Source organism: Pusillimonas sp. SM2304, from assembly GCF_031628915.1.
GTDB lineage: Bacteria > Pseudomonadota > Gammaproteobacteria > Burkholderiales > Burkholderiaceae_B > Pusillimonas_C.
The window spans coordinates 1,186,324-1,200,759 of record NZ_JAVLUJ010000001.1 but is presented as its reverse complement, the minus strand read 5'-3'; the positions used below and the strand labels follow the sequence as shown (position 1 = coordinate 1,200,759).

The 14,436-nt window shown below is 60.0% G+C and carries 15 protein-coding genes; 8 read left to right on the top strand and 7 right to left on the bottom strand.

All coding sequences use genetic code 11. The annotated features are described in order from the left end of the window. Position 1 precedes the first annotated feature (1 nt). Together RE432_RS05450 and RE432_RS05445 are read left to right on the top strand one after the other, a co-directional pair. Positions 2-1,609 (top strand): peptide chain release factor 3, encoded by a 1,608-nt coding sequence (locus RE432_RS05450; protein ID WP_310932237.1) that lies wholly within the window; start codon positions 2-4, stop codon positions 1,607-1,609. A gap of 151 nt (positions 1,610-1,760) precedes the next feature. Beyond that, positions 1,761-2,417: a hypothetical protein gene (locus RE432_RS05445; RefSeq protein ID WP_310932236.1), complete on the top strand. Its 657-nt coding sequence runs from the start codon at positions 1,761-1,763 to the stop codon at positions 2,415-2,417. A 93-nt stretch (positions 2,418-2,510) separates the two neighbouring features. Here the strand turns inward: RE432_RS05445 and bfr are convergent, their stop codons facing one another. The 3 genes from bfr to rpoN form a co-directional block, all read right to left on the bottom strand. Then, positions 2,511-2,987 (bottom strand): bacterioferritin, encoded by a 477-nt coding sequence (bfr, locus tag RE432_RS05440; protein ID WP_310932235.1) that lies wholly within the window; start codon positions 2,985-2,987, stop codon positions 2,511-2,513. 379 nt (positions 2,988-3,366) lie between these two features. Beyond that, entirely contained in the window at positions 3,367-3,630 is a 264-nt protein-coding gene (locus tag RE432_RS05435; RefSeq protein ID WP_310932234.1) for a (2Fe-2S)-binding protein, read from the bottom strand. A 74-nt stretch (positions 3,631-3,704) separates the two neighbouring features. Next, positions 3,705-5,117 (bottom strand): RNA polymerase factor sigma-54, encoded by a 1,413-nt coding sequence (gene rpoN / locus RE432_RS05430; protein WP_310932233.1) that lies wholly within the window; start codon positions 5,115-5,117, stop codon positions 3,705-3,707. Between the two features lie 16 nt (positions 5,118-5,133). Here rpoN and RE432_RS05425 point away from each other — a divergent pair, with 16 nt between their 5' ends. Next, complete coding sequence (locus tag RE432_RS05425) at positions 5,134-5,712, top strand: hypothetical protein (RefSeq protein WP_310932232.1); 579 nt, start codon at positions 5,134-5,136, stop codon at positions 5,710-5,712. A gap of 85 nt (positions 5,713-5,797) precedes the next feature. Here RE432_RS05425 and RE432_RS05420 read toward each other — a convergent pair whose 3' ends face one another. After that, a complete protein-coding gene (locus RE432_RS05420; protein ID WP_310932231.1) occupies positions 5,798-6,550 on the bottom strand; it encodes a GntR family transcriptional regulator in 753 nt (250 codons plus the stop codon). 148 nt (positions 6,551-6,698) lie between these two features. Here RE432_RS05420 and RE432_RS05415 point away from each other — a divergent pair, with 148 nt between their 5' ends. Genes RE432_RS05415 through RE432_RS05405 form a run of 3 tightly spaced genes read left to right on the top strand, consistent with a single transcriptional unit; the run spans position 6,699 to position 9,408 of the window. Further along, positions 6,699-7,694, top strand: a complete 996-nt coding sequence (locus RE432_RS05415; RefSeq protein WP_310932229.1) for a tripartite tricarboxylate transporter substrate binding protein — start codon at positions 6,699-6,701, stop codon at positions 7,692-7,694. 30 nt (positions 7,695-7,724) lie between these two features. Then, positions 7,725-9,086, top strand: coding sequence for an acyclic terpene utilization AtuA family protein (locus RE432_RS05410; protein ID WP_310932227.1), 1,362 nt, complete (start codon positions 7,725-7,727; stop codon positions 9,084-9,086). A gap of 4 nt (positions 9,087-9,090) precedes the next feature. Then, complete coding sequence (locus RE432_RS05405; protein WP_310932226.1) at positions 9,091-9,408, top strand: DUF4387 domain-containing protein; 318 nt, start codon at positions 9,091-9,093, stop codon at positions 9,406-9,408. Positions 9,409-9,493: 85 nt separating this feature from the next. Here the strand turns inward: RE432_RS05405 and RE432_RS05400 are convergent, their stop codons facing one another. The 3 genes from RE432_RS05400 to RE432_RS05390 all read right to left on the bottom strand — a co-directional run bounded on the left by RE432_RS05400 (position 9,494) and on the right by RE432_RS05390 (position 12,678). Further along, positions 9,494-10,450, bottom strand: a complete 957-nt coding sequence (locus tag RE432_RS05400) for a hydroxymethylglutaryl-CoA lyase (protein ID WP_310932224.1) — start codon at positions 10,448-10,450, stop codon at positions 9,494-9,496. Positions 10,451-10,466: 16 nt separating this feature from the next. Next, complete coding sequence (locus tag RE432_RS05395) at positions 10,467-11,630, bottom strand: CoA transferase (protein WP_310932223.1); 1,164 nt, start codon at positions 11,628-11,630, stop codon at positions 10,467-10,469. A gap of 76 nt (positions 11,631-11,706) precedes the next feature. Further along, complete coding sequence (locus RE432_RS05390) at positions 11,707-12,678, bottom strand: tripartite tricarboxylate transporter substrate binding protein (protein WP_310932222.1); 972 nt, start codon at positions 12,676-12,678, stop codon at positions 11,707-11,709. Between the two features lie 162 nt (positions 12,679-12,840). Between RE432_RS05390 and RE432_RS05385 the strand changes: the two genes are divergently transcribed. Continuing rightward, entirely contained in the window at positions 12,841-13,611 is a 771-nt protein-coding gene (locus RE432_RS05385; protein ID WP_310932220.1) for a GntR family transcriptional regulator, read from the top strand. A 101-nt stretch (positions 13,612-13,712) separates the two neighbouring features. Then, positions 13,713-14,411, top strand: coding sequence for a GntR family transcriptional regulator (locus RE432_RS05380; protein WP_310932219.1), 699 nt, complete (start codon positions 13,713-13,715; stop codon positions 14,409-14,411). Positions 14,412-14,436: the final 25 nt, after the last annotated feature.

Below are 14,436 nucleotides of genomic sequence, written 5' to 3'. Positions count from 1 at the left end.
CATGAGTATTTCCCAAGAAGTCGCGCGGCGACGCACCTTTGCCATTATTTCCCACCCCGACGCGGGCAAGACCACCCTGACGGAAAAGCTGCTGCTGTTCGCGGGCGCCATCCAGATCGCCGGCAGCGTCAAGGCGCGCAAGGCCAGCCGGCATGCTTCGTCCGACTGGATGGAGATCGAAAAGCAACGCGGCATCTCGGTGGCCTCGTCCGTCATGCAGATGGAATACCGGGACTGCGTGCTGAATCTGCTCGACACGCCGGGACACCAGGACTTTTCCGAAGACACCTATCGCGTGCTGACCGCGGTGGATGCCGCCTTGATGGTGATCGACGCGGCCAACGGCGTCGAACCGCAAACCATACGCCTGCTGCAGGTCTGCCGCGCGCGCAACACCCCCATCATCACCTTCATCAACAAACTCGACCGTGAAGTGCAGGAGCCTTTGAACCTGCTGTCCGAGATCGAGTCGCACCTGGCCATGGACGCCGTGCCATTTTCATGGCCGGTCGGCATGGGCCGCTCGTTCGGCGGCGTATTCGACATACCGCGCGACCGCATGCGTGTCTTCCGCGCGGGGCAGGAACGCCGCAACAGCGAAGACGACTTGATCGACGGCCTGGACAATCCGGCCATTGCCGAACGCTTCGGCGACGCCTTCGCCAAGGCCAGCGAAGAGATCGAGTTGATCCAGGCCGCCGCGCCGCAGTTCGATCACGAAGCCTTCCTGGCCGGCAAGCAGACACCGGTTTTCTTCGGTTCCGCCATCAACAACTTCGGCGTGCGGGAAGTCCTGGACGCCCTGGTCGACCTGGCGCCCAAGCCCGGCGCGCGCACGGCCCTGCAGCGCGATGTGCAGCCCGACGAGCCCAAGTTCAGCGGCGTGATCTTCAAAGTGCAGGCCAATATGGACCCGGCCCACCGCGACCGCGTCGCCTTCGTCCGCGTCAGTTCGGGGCGTTTCGAGCGCGGCATGCGCTTGAAAGTATCGCGCACCAACAAGGAAATCCGCCCCAACAACGTCGTATCCTTTCTGTCGCAGCGGCGCGAGCTGCTGGACGAGGCCTACGCGGGCGATGTCATCGGCATCCCCAACCACGGTGTATTGCAGCTGGGCGACGTGCTGACTGAGGGCGAAAACCTGCAGTTCACCGGCCTTCCCTTTTTTGCGCCGGAACTGTTCCAGGCCGTCGAAGTCAAAGATCCTTTACGGACCAAGCAGTTACGCATCGGCCTGACGCAGTTGGGCGAAGAAGGCGCCATCCAGGTCTTTCGGCCGGAGGCGGCAGGCGGCGCCCTGTTGCTGGGTGCCGTGGGCCAATTGCAGTTTGAAGTGGTCGCCCATCGCCTGAAGACCGAGTACGGCGTCGATGCGCGCCTGATGCCTTCGCGTTACAACATGGCACGTTGGTTTACAGCCGACGACCCGCAGGTTCTGAGAAAATTCATGAACGCCAATGCCGCAAACATCGCCTATGATGTCGTCGATGCCGCCGCGTTCCTGGCGAGTTCCCCTGCGCAGTTGCGTGTTGCGCAAGAGCTCTATCCAGGCATTACATTCCATGCCATGCGCGAGCACGGGGGTCAGGTGTTTGCGCAGCACGCATAAAAAGGCGGATATATACTGGTTGCTCCATTTCCATCGGGCGTGCACTTTCCGGCTTGGCTTGCCCTGGGCGCCACGGCAGGCGCTTGCACGTTGCCTGCGCATTCCCGTTTGATGCGGAAATGGAATTAGCCTTTCCAGACAGAGGAAAAAAATGTCCTGGCGTATTATTTTTGCAGTACTGATCGTAGCAGCAGGCGCCTCGGCGTGGGGTGGCTTGCGCCTGGGCGACTGGCTGGTGGCCCATGGCCCGGTCGCGCCCCCCATGCCCGAGCATCCCGAGCTGTCCGAGGTACCCGTGCTGGACGCCGATGGCCTGCCCTATATGGCGCAGCCGCCCCAGCCGCTGATCAATGGGCAATTGGGCGTGCCCGAGGCCCCCGGGCAGATCGCCTGGGAAATACCCGAAACCTCGCTGGAAGAAACCAAGTCCACCGCGGCCATCGACCTGGCCACCACCACGATCAGCATGGACGAGGCCATCCAGATTGCCGAAATGAACAATGGCGGCAACCCAGGCCTGCAAGGCATTGCCGATATCAGCGGCCTGGGGCTGGGCAGCGGGACATTCAATGGCGCATCAAATGCCCCTCTGCAGCCCATCGAGATGGCGCCGCCCCCACCGCCGCCGCCCCCTGTTGCCACCCAGAACAATCAGGCTTGGCAGGCCAGCTTGCGCCAGGATCTGCAAGCGTGCAGCGCGCAAAACTTCTTCAACCGGCCCAGTTGCGCCTGGACGGCCCGCAACAAGTATTGCGAGCCCAACAATGCCTGGGGCCGCGTCAGCGACTGTCCGGCCAAGTCATTCTGACCTATCGAACAGTAAGTAGGCCACAGGCCATAGCGACAGGGGCCGCCCGGACATTGCATCCAGGCGGCCCCTGTCGTTTATGGGGTCATCCGCTTATTCGTGTTCGCCCATTTGCGACTGCAGGTAGTTTTGCAAGCCGACCCTGTCGACCAGTTCGATTTGCGTTTCCAGCCAGTCGATATGCTCTTCGGTGTCGTTCAAGATGTCCTGGAACAAATCGCGCGACACATAATCGCGCACCGATTCGCAATAGGCCATGGCTTCCTTGACCGTGGCCTGCGCGCCGGTTTCCAGCTTCAGGTCACAGGACAGAAGCTCGGGCACGTCTTCGCCTATCATCAGCTTGTGCAGATCTTGCAGATTGGGCAAGCCGTCGAGCATGAAAATCCGCTCGATCAGGCGATCGGCGTGCTTCATTTCACCAATGGATTCATCGTATTCGTGCTTGCCCAGCTTGGTCAGGCCCCAATGATTCAGCATGCGGGCATGCAGAAAGTACTGGTTGATGGCGGTGAGTTCGTTTTTAAGTTGTGCATTCAAATGCTTGATGACGGTCGTGTCGCCTTTCATGGCCATACTCCTGAAGCGTGTTAGTCGATCGAGCGCCGTTTCGGCGCCGCCCGGCGGGCGCAAAGCCACTTGACCGGAGTTGATAGACAGTTGATAGACATCAAGGCTAACACGCAGCCCCAGAGAGTTACAGCCCTTGCACCAGGCGCAAAACACCCATGCGCCCACAGGCCTGCGAGCAGGGGCGCTAATAAGAATGAGTCGGTTTATAAATGCGGTTTCAGGCAGAGTGCACGTTTAATGCGGTCTGGCGACACGCATTGCACCGGAAACGCTTGATTTCATGGAATAAAATCAGCAAATTTGAGTCCGGGGAAGGCCTGGAAACGGCGTCCGGATTCAGTCGAACAAAATTGATACAAAATGTATAAAACGTGGTTCAAGCGCGGCGAACGGCTACTTCCAGCATGGGCGCGACCGAATCGTTGGCGGCATTGGCTACCAATACGCCTTGTTCGTGGTGCAGGGTGGCCTGGCTTGCGTAACGGCCGCCCGGCAGGTATTCGCTGGCGGTCTCGGCGCAGCAGCCGCAGCACGACGCCACACCCAACTGCCCTTGCAGGTCAGATAGGCTTGCAGCCCCTTCGGCAACAGCCGCCTGGACCTGGCGCTCGGTGATGGCATTACAGATACAAATAAACATGAGAACAATTATCATCTGATTTGCAAAAAAAATCAATCACATGACACGCGCATAACATCGATACAACGTATGGGCTAGCGGGGGTCCAGCGCCGCGCGCGCTTTGCGCAGAATGGCCGGCTCAATGCCGGCCGCCTCGCGATACTTGGCGACGGTGCGGCGGGCAATGCTCACGCCCTGTTCGGCAAGACGCGCCGAAATCTGGCTGTCCGACAGGGGTTTCTTGCCGGATTCTTCCGCCACCAGTTTCTGGATCAGCGTACGCACGGCAGAGGCCGTCGTGGACTCGCCATCGTCGGTTTGCAGCGCGGCAGAGAAGAAACGCTTGAGCTCGATCACGCCCCAAGGCGTTTGCGCGTACTTTTGCTTGGTAGCGCGCGATATCGTGGATTCGTGCAGCTCAAGCTCCTGGGCAATGTCGCGCAGTTGCATGGGACGCAGAGCGCCCTGGCCCTGCTCAAAAAATGCCTGCTGCCGGTCGACTATGGCTTGCGCCACCCGCAGCACGGTCACGAAGCGGTTGTTCATGCTTTTGATCAATCCGTGCGCCTGTTGCAATTGCGCCTGCATGGCGGGCGCAGCCGGCGCTTTGTCCAGCAGGCTTTCATAGACCGGATTGATCCGCAGGCGCGGCATGACAGCCGGGTTGACGCTGGCCATCCACCGGCCCCGCAACTTGCGCAGCAGCACATCCGGGATGATGTAGTCAGCGGTCGATGTGGCCCATTCACGCGCGGGCTTGGGTTCCAGCTGCAGCAGCAGCGCGTGCGCGCCGCGCAGGGTGTCGGCATCGCAGCCAAGGGCCTCGCGCAGGCGATTCAGGTTGCCTGTGGCCAGCAGTGCCAAGTGATCGGCCGCCACCTGCCGGGCCACGGCCAGGACGTCCGGCGGCAGCGTCGCCCCGCCAGGCAGCCCATGCAGGTGATCGAGCTGCAGGCGCAAGCATTCGCTCAGCGAACGCGCGCCCACGCCGGGCGGATCGAAAGACTGCAGCAGCCGCAGCGCAGTATGCAGCTCGCCGGGCTCCACCGCCAGTTCCTCGGGCAGATACGCCAGAATGTCGTCCAGCCCCGTGGGCAAATAGCCGTTTTCATCCAGCTCGTCGATCAGCACGGAGACCAGGGCGCAATCGCGCGGCTGCGCGTGCGTCAGGCGCAGTTGTTCCAGCAAGTGATCCTGCAGGGTTTCCGTCAAGGCCGCCTCGGGCCGCTGCGGTTCATCGTCGGCGTTATTGTTGGCGGACCGGTTGGTTAAACCCAACACCGTCCAGCGCTCTTCCAATGCCTGCGCGTCATCGGCTACCGTATCGGCCGCATCGGTGTCATACTCTTCCTCACGTTCGAGCAGTGGATTCTCTTGCAGCGCCTGCGCCACTTCCAGTTCCAGCTCGTGCGTCGACAGCTGCAGGAATCGTATCGATTGCTGCAGCTGCGGGGTCAACGCCAATTGCTGATGCTGACGAAGTTCTAAAGACTGACGCGATTGCATAGTTAAAATACTTTGTATGAAACCAAATCCCTTGACGCAACAGCCTACCAGCCAGGATCGCACCCTGCTTCGCAACACACTGCTGAAACTGACGGCCACACAGAAAATCGTGTGCGCCGTGGTCATCATTGCCGTGGTGCTGATATGGTACGACCTGCTGAACCGGCTGATCGCCTTCGGCAACAATATCGATTACGACGGCCTGCATGCCCTGGGCGTCCAGGCCGTCAACTTGCTGAAGCAGTACAACCCCTTCTTCTGGTGGGCGGTCGTAGCGCTGTGCACGCTTATTATTGCCTATTTTCTATATGGCTTCGTACGCGGCACGCAGCGCACGGTACGCGCTCGGCTGGTCAAGGAAGAAACCGTAACCCTGCTTGCCAGCCAGTTGTCCGAACCCGCCCGCGAAGTATTGCGGTGGGCCTGGCAGGATCGCCGCGACCCTATTTCCGTAGGCGATTTGCAACGCGCCTACGCCGAAATGCGCAACGGACGCGCGGCCAAGATCACGCTGGCCCGCCGCCATGCGGCGGTCTTGGGGGTGGCCGACCCCTTGCCGGCGGAGCCGGAAGCCCGGCCCACGCCTATTCCTTGACGCCTTTGACGCCTTTGACACCCTTGACACACTGCCAGGGGCTGTCCTGCCGCTGACCGATTTCCCCCGCCGGCCATCCGGCGGCTCAAGACTGGCCCGCCTGGCCGCGGTGCACCCGAAACTGGGTCACATAGCTTGAGCGGCCCTGTGGATACACCCCGATTGCCGCCTGGATGACCTCGTCATGCTCATCCAGGTGGTGGCGAATGATCATCAACGCATTGTCTTTTGGCGCGGCATGCAGCAGCTTGGCCTGCTCGGCGTCCAGCGTGGTGGCCAGGATCTCTTGGCGTATTTCCATAACCCGCGAACCGCCGTGCTGCTCGACCAAGTAGAAAAGGGGCTGATGCGCGGTTTCCATCGCCGGAATGACGCCCGCATGCTCCGGGGGTATATAAGACGTCACCATGCCAATGGGCTCGCGCTCGCCCACTACGCGGCGCAGCGCCAGCACTTCCAGCCAGCGCCGCCCGACATTGCAGCGCAATGTCTTGGCAAATTCTGAATCGGCGGTGATCTCGCGCGTACGCAGCACTTGCTGCTCGGTTGACTCCACCACTTGCAACAGTTGCTCAAGACTGCTGACCCCGTGAATGAAGCGCTGCTCGCTTGGCCGGGCGCGCACATGCGTCCCCACCCCCGAGCGTGAAGCGATCAAGCCGCGATCCTTCAGCTCGCGCAGGGCTTCACGCACCGTGTGCCGGCTGACCCCATACTGCATGCGCAACTCGGTCTCGGTGGGAAGCGCAGTACCCACCGGGTAGCGCCCTTCCTCGATGTCGGCCGCCAGGCTGGCGGCGATGGTGGAATAGCGAGGGGCTTGATGATAGATGTTCATGATGGCATAGCAATGCAAAAAGCTTGACCCAGGGGGAAGTCTAGCTTAAATTAAAAGTCCGTACCTTCGTATGTTCAGTTTTAATGTGTAATTTGATCGAAGAATTGACCACATCAAGATTTCCCCCCCTCTGCAGGAGACAAACTCTATGACCCCCTTCTTTTTGCGTAACCGCCAGCGCGGCGCCCTGCTTGGCGCTGCCGCGCTGGCCCTGGCCGGCATCATACCCATTGCCTCGGCAAGCGGCGATTTTCCCAACCAGCCGGTCAAGCTCGTCGTCGCCTTCGCGCCGGGCACCGGCAGCGATGCCTTGTCGCGCATGCTGGCTGAAGCGATGACGGAACCGCTGGGGCAAAGCGTAATTGTCGAAAACAGGCCGGGGGGCGGCGGCATCGTCGGCACCGACCACGTCGCCCGCTCGGCACCCGATGGCTACACCATGGCCATGGGAACCACCAGCACCCTGGTGACCAATCCCTATCTGAACCCATCAGCCAAATACAGTGTCCAGAAGGACTTCAAGGCCGTGACCGGGCTGGCGCGCACCAATTTCGTCATCGTCACGGCCGACACCCCCGATGCGCCCAAGAACCTGGCAGAACTGATCACCCGGCTCAAAGCCGGCAATGTGAACTACGCCAGCTCCGGCATGGGCACCATCGTGCATCTGACCGGCGAGCGTTTCGTGCGCCAGGTCGGCGCCAAGGCGACGCATATACCGTATAAAGGCGCGGCCCAGTCGGTATCCGAAGTAGCTGCCGGCGTGACGCTGTTCACCGCCGAAACCATGGCGGCCGCGCTGCCTTTGATCCGGGGCGGCAAGCTGCGGCCCCTGGCCGTCACTTCGGCGCAGCGCACGGACGCCCTGCCTGATGTGCCCACTGTCGCCGAAAGCGGCTACCCCGACTTCGTCGTGTACTCCTGGTTCGGCCTGGTGGTGCCCGCCAAGACCCCGGACGACGTCGTACACAAGCTGGACAGCGCGGCGCAGACCGCTATGAAATCGCCCGCCATGGCCAAGCGCCTGGAAACGCTGGGCTTCGATACGCTGGGCCTGAGCTCCGCGCCCTTCAGCGAACTCATCAAGCAAGAGATCCCCGTCTGGACCGACTTTCTGCAAACCGCCGGCATCAAGCTGGAGTAGCGCGGCAATTTATTGAACAGGAGATAAGAAGTGGAAGAACTGCACATCATTGCATTGAATGGAAACCTGGGCTATGGCTACGATATCGCCAGCCTGGAGGCGGGGCTGGCGCTCAAGCCCCAGTTGCTGGGCGGGGACGCGGGTTCCACCGATGCGGGTCCTTATTACCTGGGGTCGGGCACGGCTTTGGTCAAGCGCGAACAGGTCCGGCGCGATCTGGGCCAGGCGCTGGTCAGGGCGCGCGCGGCCAAGGTGCCCTTTGTGATCGGTTCCGCCGGCATGGCCGGCGGCGAGCCCAATTTGCAGTGGGTCAAGGAAATCCTGCTCGACATCGCCCGTGAAGAGGGCCTGCATTTCAAGCTGGCAACCATCCACGCCGAGATCGACAAGACCGTGATCCGCAATGCGCTGAACACGGGCCACATCACCCCCATGGACGATGTGCCGGCCCTCACCGAAAGCGCCATCATGGAAAGTGAACGCATTGTCGGCCAGATGGGCACGACACCTTTTGCAACGGCACTGGCGGCGGGCGCCGACGTCATCCTGGCCGGCAGGGCCTGCGACACGGCCATCTATGCCGCCCTGCCCATCGCGCGCGGCTACGACCCGGGCCTGGCCCTGCACATGGCCAAGATCATGGAGTGCGGCGCCCAATGCGCCATTCCGCTGGCGCCCAACGACAGCCTTCTGGGCGTCATCCGCAAAGACCACTTCCTGATCCGCCCCTTGGCCGAGCACCGCATCTGCACCCCGGATTCGGTCGCGGCGCACACGATGTACGAACAAGGCGACCCGCTCGTCATCTACGAGCCCGAAGGACGCGTCGACCTGGACCAGGCACAGTTCGAACAGATCGACCGCCAGACCGTGCGCGTTTCAGGTTCGCGCTACACGCCGGCGCCGCAATTGCGGATCAAGCTCGAAGGGGCGCGGCGCATCGGCTACCGTGCGTTCACGATAGCCGGTGTACGGGACGCCGCCGTCATCCAGAATCTCGACCGCATCGAGGAAACGGTGCGGCAGGCCGTACGGCGCAATCTGCAGGCCTCCGTGCGCGACAGCGACTTTCGGCTCGAGTTCCTGTACTACGGGCGCGATGCGGTGCTGGGCGAGCTGGAACCGCAGCGCCACATCGCCCCGCGCGAGGTCGGCGTTCTGATCGAGGCCATCGCCGCCGATCAACTGACCGCGAACTATGTGCTTTCCCTGGCGCGCTCATCCTTTCTGCATTGTCCGTTCGAAGGCCGCAAGACAACCGCCGGCAACCTGGCATTTCCCTTTTCTCCGTCCGACATGCCTGCGGGCGCCGTCTATGAATTCAGCGCCTACCACTTGATGGACGTCGACGAGAGCATGCAGCTATTTCCAATCGAGTACGAGGAGGTATAAGACGATGGCCACGCTTGAGTCCCTGGCGGACGTTCTTCGCAGCAAGAACGCCGGCCCTTTCCAGATCACCATAGACATCATGTTCAATGCCGAGGCGTCGTATCGCCGCGTCAGCGATGCCGGCGTGCTGACGCCGCAGCATGTCGCCAAGCTATACCAGGTAGCGCCCGAACAGGTACGCGTCATCCCTTTCGATCGCGTTCGGGCCATCAAGATCACCCTGCCGCGCCGCTGGGGCACACTGGGCAGCGGTTCGGGCTTTGATCGCGATGTGTACGGCGCCCAGCAGCACGGGCCGCTGTGCGACATCGAGATTGCCTGACCGTTGATTTATTTATACCTCAATGCAGCCGGCCCCCATCAAGGGGGCCGGCTGTAAAGCAGATGCAAGATAGCTGGGCCAACGATCAGACCGGATGCTCACGCGCATTTGCCGCGGCGGTCATGCTGATCTGACGCCTCGTTCCACACTGGCTGAGGTAGCTCAACGGGGTGATATCCAGGAGCCGGGCAATATCTTTTGCCGCGTCCAGCACGGTTTCGGTATCCAGCCCTGTATCGATGCTCATTTCATTCAGCAAGTGAACGATATCCTCTGTCGGCAGATTGCCCACGGACCCCATTGTCGTGGGTGTGGCAATCCCCCCTCCGATTCCGCACACACTTCCCTCTACGAATGACACCCCTGCATCAAGCGCGGCAACGATGTTCGCCGTGCCTGTCCCTGCCAAGTTATGCGCATGGAACCCAACCTCGGCCTTCGGGAATTTGTCCAGGGTTTTACGGATCAGGCGATTCACGTGACGCGGGTCTTCCATCCCAAGCGACCCGGCATAGTAGTACCGGCGGATACCCGCGTTATAAAGGCGGTCGACGATGCCCAGTACGCGCTCATCGGCTATCACCCCTTCGTACGGACAGAAATAGGCCATCCCTATCGCCATGACAAAGGGCGTATGCGCCCGATCGGCAATATTGAACGTCTTGATTGCCGCTTCTATCCCTTGCTCATGGTTCATATTCTGATTCTTAAGGTTGTAAGCCTCGCTCGCGGTGATCAAGCCAAGAATCTCGTCGGCTTTCGATTCGACGGCGCGCTCCGCGCCTCGGGGATTGGGCGCCTGCGCACGATAGGTCACGCCGGGCTTGCGCCGTATCCGCGCCATGACTTCTTCCGCATCCTTAAGATAGGGAATCACGGCCGGTCTTGCGAAGTTAGTGACCTCGATGACAGAGAATCCGGCCTCGGACAGTCGATCCACCATTTGAATCTTCGTATCGGTGTCGACCCAGCGATGGAAACTCTGCAGACCATCACGGGCAGAAACATCAACAACCTTTACGGTGCTAGGTATGTGCAGCAATTTGATCTCCTGATCTTTACTTGGACGTGCGTACTGCCTGGGACGAAAGAACGGCATCCGTATCCGCCCCCATGGGCGAACATACTTTCTGGGAAAGCCGCTTGCCATTCACTTTAAGAGGGTTCGCCAGAACCCGCATCTGGCCGCGCTCCGGATGATCCAGCGTGCTGATCATCTCTTTGTTCTGAACGAACGGGCTGTCCAATGCATCCGCCAGCCCGTATACGGGCGCGATAGGCAGTACCCCGCCCAACACCCCCAGCCACTGCTCTGTGCTTTTCCCCCTGAACTCCCCGTCAAGCACTTGCGTCAGCGCCTCCCGGTGCTCCACCCGCTGCGCCGCGGTGGAGAATCGCGCATCTTTCCTGATGGCGTCATTGCCCAAGGTATCGACAAGCGCATGCCAGAATTTGTCCGTCATGCACATGATGAAAACCCATCCGTCAGCGGTGGGAAACGTCTGGACGGGCGCTACCGAGAAATGCGCGCTGCGCGGCAGCCTGGCAGGCACGTAGCCTTCGTTCATGTACCAGATCGCTGCGTATCCAAGCTGATGCAAGGCAACGTCGAACAGGCAGGTATCGACATCGCATCCCGTACCCGTTGAGCGCGCCTGGATAATGCCGGACAGCAATCCCGTCATGGCCGTGAGGCCGGTCATGTGATCGATAATGGACGGCGGCCCCAGCCGGGTTGGCGGTCTATCGGGATCGCCGGTCAGCCCCATCAGGCCGGCTTCGGCCTGCGCCAGATAATCGTATCCTGGCCACGCTGCCCTTTCATTATCCCGCCCATAGGCGGAGATATGCAGGCAGACGATCGCCGGATTCAAGCGCGACAGATGCTTGTAATCGAGCTTCAGTTTTGCGGACTTGTCCCCGCGAAGATTATTCATCACCGCATCGGCAGAGGCGATCAACCGCTCTAGCTGCTCAAACCCTTCGGCGGACTTCAAATCGAGCGCGACGCTGCGCTTGTTCGAATTCCATGTCTGAAAGTACTGGCTGTCGTTGTCCCCCAGAAAATAAGGCCCCGTACGCCGCGCGGGGTCGCCATTGCTTTCCCGGTTTTCGATCTTTATTACGTCCGCCCCAAGATCAGCGAGAAACATTGATCCATACGGGGCGGCGCCGAACTGTTCAACTGAAACAATACGGACCCCCGCAAGTGGTTTTGTCATGACGACTTCCTTTGTGATAGAAACTGCGCCCATCCGGCCGACAATGCGCCGCCGACGCCTGCGCTTTTGTAATCAGCTACTGCTGGGGAATGCCCGCCCGCTTGACGACATCGCGCCATTTGTCATGCTCGAACTGCGCGACTTTGGTGAATTCATCCTGATCCACAATGAATGGAACAAGACCGTTGTCTGAGAATGCGGCCTGCATTTTTTGAGTCTTGAGGATCTCCTGCACATCCTGATTGACTTTTTTAATAACCTCTTCCGGAGCACCCTTGGGAAAGATGATGCCGCCGAAGCCTTGCCCTTCGAAATCTTTGTAGCCAAGTTCGGCCACTGTCGGTATGTCAGGTAGCTGCGGGGCGCGGGCCAGCCCCGTGGTTGCCAGCGCCTTGAGCTTGCCCGACTGAATGTTGGGCAGGGCAGCGGCAATGCTGTCGACGCTATAAGAAATATGGTTTCCCATCAGATCACTGAGGTTTGCCGAGCTGCCCTTGTAGTACACATTTTCTATATCCACTTTGGTCAGATACTCCAGCAACTCTCCCGTCAGATGCTGTGTTGTCCCAACACCCGGAAAGCCCCAGCTCAGTTGCCCAGGCGCTTTCTTTGCCTCGGCCACCAATTCGTCAAATGAGCCGGCCGGCGCATCCGGGTTGGCCAGGACGACAAGGGGATTGCGGAACAGCCCTGTGACCAGCGTGAAATCGTTGAATGTGTCGTAAGGCAGCTTGGCGAAGAGCGAAGGGTTGATGACCATGCCCGAGATCACGCCGACTATGAGCGTATAGCCATCGGCAGGGGATTCTTTTCCCGCAATCATGCCGGGGATTCCCGCTCCGCCTGGCTTGTTTTCTACATAAACGGGTTGCTTCCATTTTCTTGAAAGCTCATCGGCCACCAGCCTCGCGGCGATGTCGGTGGATTGCCCCGCCGCCACGGGAAGCAGCATTTTCACCGGCCTATCGGGATACTCCGCGTGCGCGGTACCGATGCCGTATGACATCGCAGCCACAGCCAGCACCTGGGCTATTTTTAGAAATTTCATGTTTTTGTCTCCTTATGTATACCGATGCACCTTGAATACAGCACGGGATGCCGTTTGGTATGGTTATATTGATCGTAATAACTCTTTAATTATCCATTTGTTCGAACAATACCAAACTGGCTTGGCATTGGTCAAGACTCTTCTTTCATGTGATCATTCAATATGGACAGAAAACCAACAAAGCCCGCCCCCAGCCATCCTCCGCGGAAGGTTCCTTTTCGCTACCTGAAGCTGGCTGAATTACTCATTAACGATATACAGTCCGGCCGCTACGCGGTCGGGCAGAAGATTCCGCCCGAAGCAGAGCTGCAAGAGCGCTTCGATACCAGCCGGCACACCATCCGGGAAGCCTTGAGGACGCTCAAAGAAGACGGATACATCGTTTCACGGGCAGGCATCGGCACGGTCGTCCGGTCGGCCGTACCGGTGCATCGATACATGCGGGGCGTCACGACCCTGCGCGAACTGACGCAAACAACCGGCCCGACCGAAATGCGCGTTATAAACCTGCAAACCGTCATAGCCGACGCCGACCTGGCAAGGCATCTGGGCGGCAAGCTCAACCGTCAATGGGTCGAGGCCTCTATCCTGCGATTCGAAGTCGGCGCCCATCTACCCTTGGGCTGGGTCCGGATGTATTTCGCGCCGGAATATGCCAGCACAGTAGATCTGATAGAAGCATCGCAAGAGCCGGTGCACATGATGCTCGAACGCGCGCACGATGTCCGGATAGCCGAGGTCAGGCAAAAGATCATTGCTGTAAAACTGGGAGAACAGGCGGCGGACCTGCTGAAGGCCCACCCTGACGACGTGGCGCTCGAAGCCACCCGGCAGTTTCTCGATGGCAGGGACCACATACTGTTCGTGAGCATAGGCTACTACCCCAGCGACCGCTTCAGTCACGACACCGCATTCCGCGTGCTGCGCGACTGACCCGTGGCCGCCGGCAGGATACCAAGCCATGACACAAGCCTTATGTATTTAATAACGTATACTTTAAAGCCTGGCAGGACATACATGTAAAGACCGGAATCATGACGCAAGCCCTGGGAAACCACAAAAAAAGCAATCAGCGCGAAACATCCACGCAGCGCGTCTATCAAGGCATACGGCAGAAAATCCTGGACAATCACTTCGCGCCCGGCATGCAGATCCTGGAACAAGAGCTGGTTGCCATGTTCTCGGTCAGCCGCACCCCGATACGCGAGGCCTTGGTCAAGCTCGAGCACGAGGATCTGGTCGAAATCATCCCCAGGCATGGCATGAGAGTGACGCAAATGTCGGTGTCGGACATGCGCGAAATCTACGAGGTGCTCGCCAGCCTGGAGGCTACCGCCGCCGAGCTGGCGGCGCGCAGCCTGCCATCCAGGGACGACCTGCTTCCGTTCGAGCAGGCCTGCGAACGAATGGAACGGGCACTGAAAGAGGACGACCTTGAAGCATGGGCGGCGGCCGATGAAGCCTTTCACTTGCACTTGCTGCAACTATGCGGAAATCGGCGGCTGGCCCAGATTGTGATGAAATTCTGGAACCAGGCCCATCGGGTGCGATATGTCACCCTGCGCCTGGCGCCACCGCCGCGTCTGTCTTCAAAAGAGCATCTCGCGATGATCGATGCGATCCGGAAAGGCGACGCGCAGGCGGCACGCAACCATTTTTACAATCGCCGCACGCGCGGCGGCAATGAGCAGATAGAGATGCTCAAGCGCTTTCGCATGCTTCCGATCGACTGATTCAGCCCCCAGCGCGCGCCGCGCC

What these genes read in the sequence shown, in the direction of transcription:
- RE432_RS05435 (WP_310932234.1), bottom strand. Translation starts at nt 3,630, where the DNA reads ATGTTTATTTGTATCTGTAATGCCATCACCGAGCGCCAGGTCCAGGCG.
- RE432_RS05385 (WP_310932220.1), top strand. Translation starts at nt 12,841, where the DNA reads ATGGACAGAAAACCAACAAAGCCCGCCCCCAGCCATCCTCCGCGGAAG.
- RE432_RS05425 (WP_310932232.1), top strand. Translation starts at nt 5,134, where the DNA reads ATGAAACCAAATCCCTTGACGCAACAGCCTACCAGCCAGGATCGCACC.
- rpoN (WP_310932233.1), bottom strand. Translation starts at nt 5,117, where the DNA reads ATGCAATCGCGTCAGTCTTTAGAACTTCGTCAGCATCAGCAATTGGCG.
- RE432_RS05380 (WP_310932219.1), top strand. Translation starts at nt 13,713, where the DNA reads ATGACGCAAGCCCTGGGAAACCACAAAAAAAGCAATCAGCGCGAAACA.
- RE432_RS05450 (WP_310932237.1), top strand. Translation starts at nt 2, where the DNA reads ATGAGTATTTCCCAAGAAGTCGCGCGGCGACGCACCTTTGCCATTATT.
- RE432_RS05405 (WP_310932226.1), top strand. Translation starts at nt 9,091, where the DNA reads ATGGCCACGCTTGAGTCCCTGGCGGACGTTCTTCGCAGCAAGAACGCC.
- RE432_RS05415 (WP_310932229.1), top strand. Translation starts at nt 6,699, where the DNA reads ATGACCCCCTTCTTTTTGCGTAACCGCCAGCGCGGCGCCCTGCTTGGC.
- RE432_RS05395 (WP_310932223.1), bottom strand. Translation starts at nt 11,630, where the DNA reads ATGACAAAACCACTTGCGGGGGTCCGTATTGTTTCAGTTGAACAGTTC.
- RE432_RS05420 (WP_310932231.1), bottom strand. Translation starts at nt 6,550, where the DNA reads ATGAACATCTATCATCAAGCCCCTCGCTATTCCACCATCGCCGCCAGC.
- bfr (WP_310932235.1), bottom strand. Translation starts at nt 2,987, where the DNA reads ATGAAAGGCGACACGACCGTCATCAAGCATTTGAATGCACAACTTAAA.
- RE432_RS05445 (WP_310932236.1), top strand. Translation starts at nt 1,761, where the DNA reads ATGTCCTGGCGTATTATTTTTGCAGTACTGATCGTAGCAGCAGGCGCC.
- RE432_RS05390 (WP_310932222.1), bottom strand. Translation starts at nt 12,678, where the DNA reads ATGAAATTTCTAAAAATAGCCCAGGTGCTGGCTGTGGCTGCGATGTCA.